Raw genomic sequence first — 13,071 nt, forward strand, 5'->3', positions numbered from 1 at the left:
GAATCCCACGCAATTAACCGACAACACACCGGAACGTCACGGCAATTGATTTCCGCGGGCGAATGTCACTTATACTGACGGGCCTGATGTCCCATTTCATATATTTTGGAAAACTTTTTACTGATCGTCGCTGCGATACTGCTGGTGTTGCTCAACGGCTTCTTCGTGGCGGCGGAATTTGGCCTCGTCAAACTGCGCCAGACGCGCGTTCATGTCATCGCCCGCCAACGCGGTTGGCGCGGCCGTATCCTGGCCAAGGTTCACAGCCAGCTCGATACCTACCTTTCCGCGTGCCAGCTCGGCATCACCCTCGCCTCGCTCGGTCTGGGCTGGATCGGTGAGCCCGCGTTTGCGCGCATTCTCACGCCGCTGTTCGCCGCGCTGGGGGTCAACTCGGCGGAGCTGATTCATGCGCTCGCCTTCTTCATCGCATTCTTCACGATTTCGTACCTGCACATTGTCGTGGGCGAACTCGCGCCGAAGTCGATGGCCCTGCGCATGCCGGAAATCGTCTCCGTCTGGACAGCCGCCCCGCTCTATGGCTTTTACTGGCTGATGTATCCGGCGATCTGGATTCTCAACCACAGCGCCAACCGCCTGCTGCGTTGGACAGGTCTCGATCCGTCGCACGGCACCGATGCCCATTACTCGGCCGACGAAATCAAGCTGATCATGCGCCGGGGGGGCATCGAGCGAGAAACTGTCGCGCGACGACTGGAATGTGGTCGCCTACGCCATCGACTTCAGCGATCTGACCGTCTCCGATCTCATGCATCCGATGAGCGAAGTGGCCAGCTTCCGGCGCAATGCAACGTTCGCGCAGAACATGGATACGGCCTATCGTCACCGCTACAGCCGCTACCCATTCTTCGACAACGATGGCGAAACCGTGCTCGGCGTGGTGCACCTGAAAGATCTGTTCCTCGCGGAGCATCATGGTCAATCGATCGAGGATCTGGGCAGTATGGCGCGGCCCGTGGAGCGCGTGAAACCCGACATGCCGGCGCGTGAGCTGTTCCGCCGATTTCGCCGGGGCGCACCCCACTTCGCGATCGTGGGATGGCCGGACCAAAAGCCTATCGGCTTCCTGACGCTCGACAACCTGCTCTCGGCGCTTGTCGGCAAGATCCGCGACGAATTCCGCCAGACGGAAGACGACTGGACCCACATGGAAGATGGCACGCTTATCGGCCGGGGCAGCTTACCCATCCTGACGCTGGAACGCTCGCTGGGCATCGAGATCCCGAGCGAGCACGCGGAATCGGTGGGTGGCCTGATCATGGACGTGCTGGGCTACTTGCCGCACGAGGGCCAGAAGGTCGACTTCGAAGGCTTCTCCGTTGTCGTGAAGAAGATGCAGGGGCCGCGTATCGTGCTGGTACGCATCTATCCCGACGGGGTACGAGAAGCCCGTGGCGAACCGCCCCACGCTGTCACCCGGCAACGCGACGATTGACGCGCCCGCAGCGGCGCTCGGCGAACCGAACCGGCGCCGCAGAGGCACGCGCCGGTTGGATCGCATTACACCGAACGCTTAGCCGCGCGCGAATGCCTTGCGATTGAGTTCGAGCTGCGTGATGAGCTTTTGCAGGCGCGACTCGGCGGTACGCGAGAGCGCGATAAAGCGGCAGCCGATGTGATACTCGACGTCCTTCGCCAACGGCACCGTGCGAATGGCACAGACTTCCAGGTCCACCTGGACGGTGCCGTAGTCGCGCAATTCGATCTCGACGTGCATGAGCATCGAGCCCTTCGGAATTTCGGCCGCCGCATCGGCCTTCGTGCGCAAGCCAACGCCACCGAGTGACAGGTCGAACACCGACAGGCGCATCGGCGTGTCGTCGGGGAATTTGACCGTGCACGGGTATGGATCAAGGATCGGCGTTTTCACGCGAAAGTAATCGCGGCGCTGCAAACGCACGAGCGTTTCCGGATACGAGGCGTAGAAGGCGGGATACCCTTCGAACTCGCGCTCCTCGACATCGCCAATGGGGAAATGCACCTGAATGCCTTCGGGCACGCCAACGAACAGCGCGCGCTTGTTGGCAAGCAGCGCCCGGTTCTCCGCCTCCACACCGCCCCAGTCGAAATAAAAGCCGCGCACTTGCGGCTCGACCTTGAGCAGGCGCGTGACGAGTTGCCGCTGCCCGTTCGCGAAGTACACCGTCATGAAATCGCCACGGGTCGCCAGATGGCGCAGCACGCCGCCAATTTCCAGCGGATTGCTGATGCGATACGAATCATGCAGTTGCGTTTCGTTGTCCGTGGGCGCCGGTGTCACCTGCGGTTCTGTCATTTCCATACCTGATCTTCTAATTGTCCCCGTGACGGACCGCGCCGGGCGGCGCAAGCCGTACGTATTAAAGTCTCGGCAACACGTGACGCCTCACGACGTCACTGTGCGAATGCGTGTCTCTGTCAGCGCTGGTGCACCGTCTCATGTATCTGGTCAAAAACGTTAACGGTCGCTGGGCCGGAATATTGAGGGCTCCGGCCCACAAACTTGCGGTGTCCCGTGTCGCGCGCCACACCCCGGACGCGCCCTCGGACCTTTGCCGCACGCTACCGTCGGATCAGCGATGTACCGCGGCCATCAACGCGCCGAAACCCATGAACACGCCGCCGCTGATGCGATTGAATGCCTTGAGCACACGCGCTTCGCGCAAGTACGGCGCGATGCGTAGCCCGCCGGTGGCGTAGACCAGATACCAGCTCACCTCGATCACCGCGAACGTGCCGAGCAGAATCGAGAACTGCGGGAGTTTGGCGGCAGTTGGGTCGATGAACTGCGGCAGGAACGCCGCGGCGAAGAGAATGGCCTTCGGGTTGCTGCCCGCGACCAGGAAGCCCGACTTGAAGAGTTTGCCGAAGCTCGAATCCACGGCCGTGGCGGGCACGTCGGACGGCGCCGCGGCATTCGCGTCCACGGGTGAGCGCCAGCTCTTGTAGCCGAGATAGACGAGATATGCCGCACCGACGTAGCGCAGCGTGTCAAACAACATCGGCCACGCGCGGAGCACGGCGCCCAGTCCGGCCGCGGAAACCGACATCATGGCGATGAGTGCCGTCATGCAGCCGGCCATCGTGCCGAGCGACGGACGCAGCCCGTGACGCGCGCCATGCGTCATGACGAGCAACATGTTCGGTCCCGGCGTCGCCGAGACGAAAAAAACGGTGACGACATACAGCCACCATGTTTGCAAGCTCATGATTGCCTCGGAAAAGGGCTCACGCGAGGGCTCACGCGAATTCGATCAGGCATTGTAGCGTCGAACCGCGACAGTCGCATCGTCCGCGTGCACGTCCCATGCGAATCGAAAAAGACGCCAAAAAACAAACAGGCCCGATGACTTTCGTCATCGGGCCTGCTGATCTCGGGACGCCGCCTCGCCTAAGGCTGGCGCGGCATCACGGGAATGCGTTCAAGCCAATTAGATGGGCTTGATGTTCGCAGCTTGCTTGCCCTTCGGGCCAGTCTTGACTTCGAACGACACGCGTTGGTTTTCTTGCAGCGACTTGAAGCCGTCAACCTTCACTTCCGAGAAGTGAGCGAACAGGTCTTCACCGCCGGCGTCCGGGGTAATGAAGCCGAAGCCCTTTGCGTCGTTGAACCACTTAACAATACCGGTTTCCATATTTTTTCCTAATAAAACAATAGCTTGAGGTCGAAATAACCCCGTGAGCGCTGACAATCAAGGGAAAATGAAGGACTAGAAACCAGCGAGAAGCAGGAAAACTACGTCTGACAACAACTTCGCGGCTTGACAATCTGCAGTTGGTTTTATACGTGTAGACGCGTCGTTTGTCAACAGGGTAAGGCCTGCAAATCTCGTAACAATTTCTCGCCCTCGCGGGAGATTTGGGCGGGCTTCGGGTGTTCGAGCCAGGGTTGCTGCCCGTACAATGGGCGTTTTTTCCCGCGCCCGCGCCACTCAACCCCCATACCCGCCTACGGATGGAGTCTACTCGCCTCATGCGCCCCTCGCCGTCGCCGTCTGACGCTCGTACGCCAAGCCAACCGGCTTGGGTGTCCCGTTGCCGCACGCACGCGCTCAGTCTGGCCATTTGCCTGACGCTCGCCGCCTGCGCCGGGTCACCGACCTATGGCCCGGTGCCCGCCGGAAGCTATCGCGTGCAGTCCGGCGACACCCTCTATGGCATCGCGCGCGCCAACAATACCAGTGCCGCCGATCTGGTGCGCTGGAACGGCCTGACCGATCCCGACAAGATCGAAGTCGGTCAGGTGCTGCGTGTCGTGCCGCCGGCCGGTGCGGCGGCCGCCGCGTCCGGCGCCGCCAGACCCGCGCCGCAAGCCCGCCCGACCCCGAAGCCGGCTCCCGCGCCCGCTGCCCCACGCACGGCGACCAACCGGATTCCGATGGTCTGGCCCGCCAATGGCCCGGTGCTGGCAAACTTCAATGGCAGCAGCAACAAGGGCGTCGATATCGGCGGCAAAGCGGGCGACCCGATCTATGCGGCAGCCGCCGGCAAGGTGGTTTATGCAGGCAGCGGGTTGCGCGGATACGGCAACCTGGTAATGGTGCAGCACGAAAACGGGTACCTCACCGCCTACGCGCACAACCGCGCCATTCTGGTCAAGGAAGGGGCGTCGGTCAGCAAGGGCCAGAAGATCGCCGAGATGGGCGACACCGACTCGCATGGCACGGTCAAGTTGCACTTCGAGGTGCGCCAGAAGGGCACGCCGTTCAACCCCCGCGACTTCCTGCCCTCGCGATAGTTCAGTACTGCGGCCCGTCTCTCCCGACGGGCGAGTACCGCAAACGAAAAAAACGGCAAGGCGCGATGCCTTGCCGTTTTTTCCTTGCCGCCAGCCTCTGCCTGTCTGCCGGTCAGGCCGACGCGAGAAAGCCCTGCGACAGCCCATCGGTGCGCGCGTCGCGCCAATCGCGATGCGCACGCGGGTCCGTCCACACGAGCAGATGGAGTGCTGCGAGCGCGCGCGGGTCGTTGAGCAACTCCCACTTCTGCGTGTTCGTCAGCTTCGCCGGTCCCTTGAGCAACGCGGTCTCGACACGGCCGGCACGCCGGGCGTCGCGCTTCGCGTCGTCAAGGGTCGGCACCACGCTCGCGGCCACGAGGGCGTTGGCCATCGGGTCGACGACGGCGTCGACAAAGGTGACATGCTGGCGCGCGTCCTCCGTGTATTTTTCCGTCATGCGCAGCTCCTTGGGCGGCCATGACTCTTCCGGAATCAGGAACAGCCGCGCACGCTTGAGCGCGCGCCCCAGCGACACCCGGCTGGAGAACACCGACACGGGAATCGAGATCGCCATCGATCCGACTATGGGCATCAGCCACCAAATGAAGTCCGGGTTGAGCCAGTAGACGATGCCCCCCCACCCCAGCCCGATCAGGGTATGCAGGCCGTGGCGGCGAATCGCTTCGCCCCAGTGCGTCTCGGCGTCTTCACGCGGCGGCGACTTCCATTGAATCGCAATGCCGGTAAGCGCCGCCAGCACGAACTGTGTATGGAACAGCATGCGCACCGGGGCGAGCACGGCCGAGAACACGAGTTCGATGAACATGCTCACCGTCACCGCGAATGCCCCGCCGAAACGTTTCGCGCCCTTTACCCAGATCAGCACCACGGCGAGGATCTTCGGCAGGAAGAGCAGCGTGGCCGTCGCCGAGAACAATGCGAGCGCGCGCTCGGGATGCCACTCCGGCCAGACCGGGAACAGTTGTCGCGGCGCCGTGAAATATTCGGGCACGACCAGCGTGTGCTTGGCGAGCAGACACGTCGAGAGGATCAGGAAGATGAACCACAACGGCGCTGACACGTAGGCCATCGCCCCGGTGACGAACACCGCGCGGTGCACCGGGTGCATGCCCTCGGCCAGGAACAGCCGGAAATTCATCAGGTTGCCCTGGCACCAGCGGCGGTCGCGCTTGAGTTCGTCGAGCAGGTTCGGCGGCATTTCCTCGTAGCTGCCGGGCAGGTCGTAGGCAATCCACACGCCCCAGCCGGCGCGTCGCATCAGCGCCGCCTCGACGAAGTCGTGCGAGAGAATCGCGCCCGACATGGCGCCTTTGCCCGGCAGCGGGGCAAGCGCGCAATGCGCCATGAACGGCGCCATGCGAATGATCGCGTTGTGGCCCCAGTAGTGCGATTCGCCCAATTGCCAATAGTGCAGGCCGGCCGTGAACAGCGGGCCGTACACGCGACCGGCGAACTGCTGCAGGCGCGCGTAAAACGTTTCGCGTCCGGCGGCGAGCGGCGCGGTCTGAATCAGGCCGGCGCTCGGGTGCGCTTCCATCATGCGCACCAGTTTCGTCAGACATTCGCCGCTCATCACGCTGTCGGCGTCGAGTACGAGCATGTAGCGATAGTCACTGCCCCAGCGGCGGCAAAAGTCGTCGAGGTTGCCGCTCTTGCGCTTCACGCGACGCTGACGGCGACGATAGAAGATACGGCCGAAGCCGTTCACTTGGCGGCATAGCGCCTGCCACGCATCGACTTCGGCCGTGCAATTGTCGGCCTCGTTCGAATCGGACAGGATGAAGAAATCGAAGCGTTCGAGCGAATCGGTCTTGGCCAGCGATTCGTAGGTCGCACGCAACCCGGCGAACACGCGGCCGACGTCTTCGTTGCATATCGGCATCACGAGCGCGGTGCGCGCCTCCGGTGCGATCGGCGCATCGCCCGCGGCCATCTTCGAGATCATGTGGCGTTCGCCGCCGAACAGCAGCACGAAGAAGCCGAAGATCGCCGTCCAGAACCCGGCCGAAACCCAGCCGAAGAGCAGCACGAACAGCACGAGCACGGAGAATTCGAGCGGATCGGCCCCGTGATACGGCAGCACCGACGCCATGAAATGGGTGGCCAGCGCCGTCTGCGCGATCATCAGCACGAGCAGCGTCCAGCGACGGCGCCGGCCCGCTTGCGACCATCGTCCTTTGGGATCCGGGGCGTCGCGCACGAGCGGATCGGGATCTTCGCGGCCGGTCAGTGTGCGCCACAGTCGCGCGAGCGGATTGAGTGACCAGGCGCGCGGAATGAGTGACGTGCGGCGCACCGGCGGTGCGGTGCGCAAGGTTTGTACGCCACGCACTTCGTTCAATCCGGCAGCGGCGGCGAGCGATCCGCCGTCGGTGAGCGCGAGACGCACCGATTGCGAGGCAAGCACCGCGTCGCTGCCGGATTCGATCTCCTCGATATTGTGCGCATGCCACGCGGCCGTCGCCACGCCGACCGTGGCAACGGGTATGTCGGCCTGCGCGGCGGTCTGCCCCGCGGCCTCGGCGAGCGCCGCGCTGGCGGCATCGGCCATGGCATCGTCGGCATCAGGCGGCACATCGCCCGCGCCGTTCACAGCGCGCGCGGCGAGCAAACGCTGCAAGCGTGTGAGGACGTCAAGCGAATCGCCGCCGTCACGCCTGGCTTGAGCCAACAGGGCGCGGCGCTTCTCGGCGGGCAGTGGCAGCCGGTCGACGTACAACTCGTCGACCGGAATGTCGGAACGGTCGCTCATTCGGGGGGTAACAGGTAGCTCCACGTTTCGGATAGGGTATTACTGCCGTTGCGCAGGTAAGCGCGCATTTCGACGGGTTTCTCGGCATCGAGGCGGCGCATGCGGAGCATGACGCGATAGCCTCCCGTGACGTCATTGCGCTGCGTCTGCACTTCGAGGATCTTGCCATTGCCATCGATGGATACGTTCCCTTCGACCTTGGCATCTTCCGGCAGTTTCTTGAGCGCCGGACCTTCGAAATCGAGCGCGAACAGCTGACTGTCGTCTGGTTTTCCCCGGTAGCCGTGCCCCCGCCGGCTTTGCGACACCCACGCCATCGGCGGGCGCTTGTCGTTGTCCTTCTGCCACGACAGCCGGTATTCGATCGAATACGGTTGCTTGGGCTTGGGCGGCGCATCCGGCACCCAATACGCCACGATATTATCGTTGGTCTCGTCGGGGGTCGGGATCTGCACCAACTCCACCCGGCCCGGCCCCCACTTGCCCTTGGGCTCGACCCAGGCGCTCGGGCGCGATTCGTAGCGATCCTCCAGATCCTGGTAGTCGCCGAAGTCACGGTCGCGCTGCTGCAGCCCAAATCCGGCCGGGTTCGTCAACGCGAAGGAAGAGACGAGCAGACGCTTCGGATTGACTAACGGACGCCAGATCCATTCGCCGGTGCCCGACTCGATGGACAGGCCATCCGAGTCATGCACTTCCGGACGATAGTCGGGCACCGCCGCGGGCTGGTTCTCGCCGAAGAAGAACATGCTCGTGAGCGGCGCGATGCCCAGCTTGGTGACGTTCTCACGCAGGAACAGTTCGGCCTTCACGTCCACCGTCGTATCGACGCCCGGACGCAGCGTAAAGCGATAGGCGCCTGTCGCACGCGGCGAATCGAGCAACGCGTAGATCGTCAGCTCCTTGGCGCCAGGGGCCGGACGCTGGATCCAGAACTCGGTGAAGCGCGGAAACTCCTCGCCGGAATTGAGCGCGGTGTCGAGTGCCAGCCCGCGCGCGGACAAGCCGTAGGTCTGATTCTTGCCCAGCGCGCGGAAATAACTCGCACCGAGGAAGACCATCACTTCGTCCTTGTATTTCGGGGTGTTCACGGGAAAGTGGATGCGGAACCCCGCGAAGCCGAGCCCGCGCAACTGCTTGGGATCGACCTTCAGCGCGCCGAAATCGAACATGTCGGGGCTGTAGCGCAGTTCGCGCACACTGTTGCCGGCCAATTCGTGGATCTTCACCGGACGGTCGTAGTACGAGCCCTCATGGAAAAACATCAGCTCGAACGGCAGCTTTTGCGCACGCCACAGCGCCTTTTCGGGCTTGAAGCGGATATTGCGATAGCGATCGTACGAGAGGTTCTGCAGCGCCTTCGGCAGATTCGGATCCTTCGGCTTGTAGCGGCTGTTCGCAAGCGTGCGCGCCTGCTTGGCAACGTCGTCGAACGAGAAGGCATGCGCGGCGCCGCTGACCAGAGCGCACCCACTGAGTACGCCGGCGAGCGCCAGGCGCAAGGCACGGCGGGAAATCATGCGGGAAACGAAATTGAGCAGGAATTCCATCGGCATTGGAGATAGCGTGAAACGCGCGTGCCGACCGTAGCCAGCTTGCGCCGAACGCGCAATTTTACCCGCTCATTTACCGATTGACGAAAGATACATCCGCAAAAGCTTCGAAGCGGGCACTCACATTATCTCAATCGTCCGCTGGGACACTGCTCCAGGCGCATCACAAATTTGTGACGATTTGTGACCGATAGGCAAAACGGAAGGCTTTCACCGCCTTTCCCGCCCTCTCCCACCCATTCCCCCTGCCCACACGGCCGATGCCGCAGCGGTGCTTCGATTGACGGCATCCGGTAGCGGCTCGCCCTCGGGCGGGCACGGACCCGCGTTACTTCGCCTCGAATTTCACACCGGTCGCCGGCGTGGGGACGGCACACCGTTGCGTGCGCACGTTGTCGAGAAACCGCTGGATCAGCGGCAGTACCTTGGCCTCGATGTCACCGTGACCATAGCCGAAACCGGCGAAATTGAAATGCGTGGCGCTGTCGACGACCGCTAGCCAGTGGCAACCGGCAGGCAGATCCGCGTAGGGCTCGGTGCGCGTCTGCCACTTGCCATCGAGTGGTGCGTCACGTGTGCCGGTCACCAACAGGACGGGCTTGCGAATGTCATGCCAGGCGCCCGACGGAAAGATCGGGCCGGGCCCCTGCGGGGAGAGCGCGATGTAGCCATCGAAACGGTCGTTGCTGTCGAGCCCGAGCTTGTTCTTCGCACCGGCCTCGATCATCACGGTGGCCGCCCCCATGGAGTGCCCCGCGAAGACGGCCGGTCCCGCGCGGCACTGCGTTCGCGCCCAGTGCAGCGCCGCCCCGGTGTCTTCGAGACGGTCGCCGTAAGCTTCGGGATCCGTAGTGAGTGCCAGCAAACCGTCGCGCAATCCACCGCTGCGCACCCGATCGCGCAAGGAGTCGTGCCCGCTTTCCTTGTGAGCCATGGTCACGGTCAGCCACCCGTATTGCGAGAGCGCGCGGCCCAACCAGGAAAGCGCGTCGCGGTCGTCGCCCGCCCCGGGACTCAGCACCGCGACGCCACGACAGGCCAAGGAGGGCCGGAAGACATGAAGATTGGCATACGCCCCATCGCTGCGCGGCACGCGCTGGTCGATGCCGGTCGGCGGCGAGGAAGCTTTCGGCGTGGAAACAGGCGCCGCGGTCGGTGCGGCGTCGAGGGTCGGATGCTGCGGCACGATCGTGTCCGCCGCCGCAGCCAGAGAGGGAAACGACGCGAGCAAGGCCACGCCGACACTGCAGGCACCGAGCGCGACGAGCATCGTCCCGAACGATCGACCCACGGCCCCGCGCGACATTCCGAGCATCCGTTCTCCCTTGGTATCCAGCGGTGCACGCGCCCGGCCGAATCCAGCCGATCGGCCAGGCATCACGGTCTCGCGCCGACGTCCCGCTGCGACATCACACGACGAACCATCTTAGCGCGGATTGCGTAGGGACTCCGCAGGAATTTTGCCTAAGGGATACGTGTCTCGCGTGCGCAACGCGCGAGAGGTGCGGCGCATACGCCGGGCGCGCGCTTCGAGTGAGCGTCGAGCGCGCATTCAGCGCGCCTCATGCGCGCTGAGGGTGACCGCCGGGCGTGTCGCGCGACAAGCGAAGCGCCGACGCATAGCCCGCGGGATCGAAGCGCCACGTCAGCGCGATCAACGCCACGTTGAGCATGATGAGTCCGATCCACGACGGCGTGAAGCTGCCCGTGCGATCGAGCACCGCGCCAGCGGCGAACGGCGCCAGCGCCGCGATGCAAAAGCCCACGCCCTGCATGAACGCCGCCAGCGCCGCCGCATGACGCGGATGCGCATGATGATCGAGCGCAAGCACGAGTCCAAGCGAGAAGGTGCCCCCCAACCCGAAACCGATGGCGCCGACACACGCCCACGCGGCGGCGACCGGTGCGAGCGCCAGCCCGATGAGTCCGCCAAGCGTGGACGCAAGCGCGAGCGTGAGCCAGCGACGGCGATCGGCGTGACGGCGCGCCAGCCAGGGCAGCGTCAGTGCGGCGGCGACCTGACAGGCCGTCAGCCCGGCCAGCAATGCCCCGCTGCGCGTCGCACTCATGCCGTGTTGCTGATAGAACGGGGGCAGCCAAGCGACCATGGTCGTATAGGTGCAGTTGATGAGACCGAAGTACACGGCCAGTGTCCAGGCGCGACGCTTGCGTAGCAACACGAACATCGACGGCGCAGCGCCGGTCGCCGACGCAACACGCTCGCCCGCCGCCCGACACGCCGCGCGCAGATCCGCCGCCGACGTCACGGCCCCCGGTGGTGCCGCCACCGCCTGAACCAGCGGCGCACGCCACCAGGCCAGCGCGGCCGCGCAGACAACGCCGAGCCACATCCCCAGCCCGACACGCCAGTCGCCCGCCTCGGACGCCGCCCACGGACTGATTGCGGCGCCAAGTCCGCCACCGCCCATGAGCGCCGCCGAGTACAAACCCATCATCGCCGTCATGCGCGCCGCGCTGTAGTTTGCCTTCACCACGCCGGGCAGCAGCGCCTGGATGACGGCGATGCCGATGCCCGACGCGAGCGCCGTGGCGATCATCGTGGCGGTATCGTCGGCCACGAAACGCATGCCGCAGGCGAGCGCAAGCGCCGCCAGTCCGAGCAGCACCCCGCGCCGCTCACCGCAGCGGCGCGTCAGCCCGCTCGCCGCAAAGGCACCCGCGCCCATTGCGAGCACCGGCAGCGACGTGAGCAACGCCGCCACGGGATAGGTCATCCCCGTAGCCTCGCGGATTTGGGGCAGCAGCGGACTGATGGACGTGAGCGTCGGCCGCAGCGTCAGCCCGACCGCGACGATGGCCAGCCAGAGTGTCATACCGCCACACCGTCGCTGACCACCACATGCCCGTTCGCCACCACCCAGCGGCGCGGCGCACGCGTGACGATGGCCTGCGCAGCATTCACGGCATCGACGAGCACCAGGTCGGCGCGCGCGCCCACGCGCAGGCCGTAGTCGTCGAACCCACAGGCCCTCGCCCCCTGATCGGTGACGCAATCGAGCGCTATGTCCAGTTCATCGTCGCGACGCAGGTTGTAGCGCAGCCCGATCATCATGGCGCGCTCGAGCATGTCGGGCGAGCCATAGGGCGTCCACGTGTCGCGAATGCCGTCGTTGCCGCCCGCCAGCGGCACACCGGCTCGCCGGCAGGCCATGAGCGGCGGCACGATACGCGACGGCGGCGCGGTGGTGATCAGCGCGACGCCGGCATCGGCCAGGCGCGCGAGCATCGTCTCGGCGCGCGCGGCGTCCAACTCGCCCAGGCAAAACGCATGCGACACCACGACCTTGCCTTGCATGCCAAGCGCGGCAATGCGCTCAAGCATCAGTTCGAGCGAGAACACGCCCATCTCGCCCGGCTCGTGCAGATGGATGTCGACGGGGCAACCGTGTTTGTCGGCCAGCGCAAACATGGCGTCGAGCGACGCCTTCGGGTCGCGATCGATGGCGCACGGATCGAGCCAGCCGAGCACGTCCGCGCCCCGCACGAGCGCGCCGTCGAGCAAGGCAACGGTGCCCTCGCGATCCAATACGCCCGACTGCGGAAACGCCACGATCTGCATGTCGAGGGTGTCCGCCAGCGCTTCACGCGTGGCGAGTACGCCGTCGAGATGACGCAGGCCCGCGTCGGTATCGATGTCGACGTGAGTGCGCAGCCGCGTGGTGCCCGCCGCGAGGAATGCTCGCGCGAGGGCGAGCGACGCGGCCCCCGCGTCATGCCCACTCTCGGCACGCCACCGACGTTCATTGTCGATGCGCTCGATCAGCCGCGAGCCGCACGCGTTCTCGTACCACGGCATGCCCCAGACGGTCTTGTCCAGATGCGTGTGTGCCTCGACGAGACCGGGCAGCAGCAGCGCACCGCCCGCATCGATCAGACGGATGCCGCTGCCCGGCGCGCCGGGCAACGACGGCGCAAGTGCCGCAATCCGTCCGTTCTCGACGCGTACGTCGAGCGGCGCGCCATCGAGGCCGCGCGCGTTGCGAATGTCCAGTGTTGTCATGCCT

Annotated in this window: 9 protein-coding genes and 1 pseudogene; 2 read left to right on the forward strand and 8 right to left on the reverse strand. The window is 64.8% G+C overall.

Features of this window, described 5'->3' with window-relative positions:
* The first annotated feature begins 105 nt into the window (after positions 1–105).
* A pseudogene (locus OYT13_RS20960) lies at positions 106–1,456 on the forward strand (hemolysin family protein).
* A 78-nt stretch (positions 1,457–1,534) separates the two neighbouring features.
* On the opposite strand, the gene OYT13_RS20965 reads toward OYT13_RS20960, so the two are convergent.
* The 3 genes from OYT13_RS20965 to OYT13_RS20975 all read right to left on the reverse strand — a co-directional run bounded on the left by OYT13_RS20965 (position 1,535) and on the right by OYT13_RS20975 (position 3,635).
* Positions 1,535–2,302: a flagellar brake protein gene (locus OYT13_RS20965; protein WP_017232471.1), complete on the reverse strand. Its 768-nt coding sequence runs from the start codon at positions 2,300–2,302 to the stop codon at positions 1,535–1,537.
* A 271-nt stretch (positions 2,303–2,573) separates the two neighbouring features.
* A complete protein-coding gene (locus OYT13_RS20970) occupies positions 2,574–3,209 on the reverse strand; it encodes a LysE family translocator (RefSeq protein ID WP_017232470.1) in 636 nt (211 codons plus the stop codon).
* A 222-nt stretch (positions 3,210–3,431) separates the two neighbouring features.
* Complete coding sequence (locus OYT13_RS20975; RefSeq protein ID WP_010805153.1) at positions 3,432–3,635, reverse strand: cold-shock protein; 204 nt, start codon at positions 3,633–3,635, stop codon at positions 3,432–3,434.
* Positions 3,636–3,973: 338 nt separating this feature from the next.
* On the opposite strand from OYT13_RS20975, the gene OYT13_RS20980 reads away from it, so the two are divergent.
* Positions 3,974–4,738, forward strand: a complete 765-nt coding sequence (locus tag OYT13_RS20980; RefSeq protein WP_017232469.1) for a peptidoglycan DD-metalloendopeptidase family protein — start codon at positions 3,974–3,976, stop codon at positions 4,736–4,738.
* Between the two features lie 112 nt (positions 4,739–4,850).
* Here OYT13_RS20980 and mdoH read toward each other — a convergent pair whose 3' ends face one another.
* The 5 genes from mdoH to OYT13_RS21005 form a co-directional block, all read right to left on the reverse strand.
* Positions 4,851–7,493 carry a glucans biosynthesis glucosyltransferase MdoH gene (gene mdoH, locus OYT13_RS20985; RefSeq protein ID WP_268566878.1) on the reverse strand — a complete coding sequence of 881 codons (2,643 nt, stop codon included), beginning with the start codon at positions 7,491–7,493 and terminating at the stop codon, positions 4,851–4,853.
* Positions 7,490–9,049 carry a glucan biosynthesis protein G gene (locus OYT13_RS20990; protein ID WP_410007576.1) on the reverse strand — a complete coding sequence of 520 codons (1,560 nt, stop codon included), beginning with the start codon at positions 9,047–9,049 and terminating at the stop codon, positions 7,490–7,492. Before OYT13_RS20990 ends, mdoH begins: the two co-directional genes overlap by 4 nt.
* Before the next feature lie 325 nt (positions 9,050–9,374).
* A complete protein-coding gene (locus OYT13_RS20995) occupies positions 9,375–10,424 on the reverse strand; it encodes an alpha/beta hydrolase family protein (protein WP_261939765.1) in 1,050 nt (349 codons plus the stop codon).
* A gap of 184 nt (positions 10,425–10,608) precedes the next feature.
* A complete protein-coding gene (locus OYT13_RS21000; protein WP_268566879.1) occupies positions 10,609–11,880 on the reverse strand; it encodes an MFS transporter in 1,272 nt (423 codons plus the stop codon).
* Entirely contained in the window at positions 11,877–13,067 is a 1,191-nt protein-coding gene (locus OYT13_RS21005) for an amidohydrolase family protein (RefSeq protein WP_268566880.1), read from the reverse strand. The genes OYT13_RS21000 and OYT13_RS21005 overlap by 4 nt, the downstream gene beginning before the upstream one ends.
* Positions 13,068–13,071: the final 4 nt, after the last annotated feature.

The organism is Pandoraea sp. XJJ-1, assembly GCF_026802345.1.
Classification (GTDB): Bacteria; Pseudomonadota; Gammaproteobacteria; order Burkholderiales; family Burkholderiaceae; genus Pandoraea; species Pandoraea cepalis.

Coding starts and splice junctions, on each gene's coding strand:
- OYT13_RS20965 (WP_017232471.1), bottom strand. CDS start 2,302: ATGGAAATGACAGAACCGCAGGTGACACCGGCGCCCACGGACAACGAA.
- OYT13_RS20970 (WP_017232470.1), bottom strand. CDS start 3,209: ATGAGCTTGCAAACATGGTGGCTGTATGTCGTCACCGTTTTTTTCGTC.
- OYT13_RS20975 (WP_010805153.1), bottom strand. CDS start 3,635: ATGGAAACCGGTATTGTTAAGTGGTTCAACGACGCAAAGGGCTTCGGC.
- OYT13_RS20980 (WP_017232469.1), top strand. CDS start 3,974: ATGCGCCCCTCGCCGTCGCCGTCTGACGCTCGTACGCCAAGCCAACCG.
- mdoH (WP_268566878.1), bottom strand. CDS start 7,493: ATGAGCGACCGTTCCGACATTCCGGTCGACGAGTTGTACGTCGACCGG.
- OYT13_RS20990 (WP_410007576.1), bottom strand. CDS start 9,049: ATGCCGATGGAATTCCTGCTCAATTTCGTTTCCCGCATGATTTCCCGC.
- OYT13_RS20995 (WP_261939765.1), bottom strand. CDS start 10,424: ATGCCTGGCCGATCGGCTGGATTCGGCCGGGCGCGTGCACCGCTGGAT.
- OYT13_RS21000 (WP_268566879.1), bottom strand. CDS start 11,880: ATGACACTCTGGCTGGCCATCGTCGCGGTCGGGCTGACGCTGCGGCCG.
- OYT13_RS21005 (WP_268566880.1), bottom strand. CDS start 13,067: ATGACAACACTGGACATTCGCAACGCGCGCGGCCTCGATGGCGCGCCG.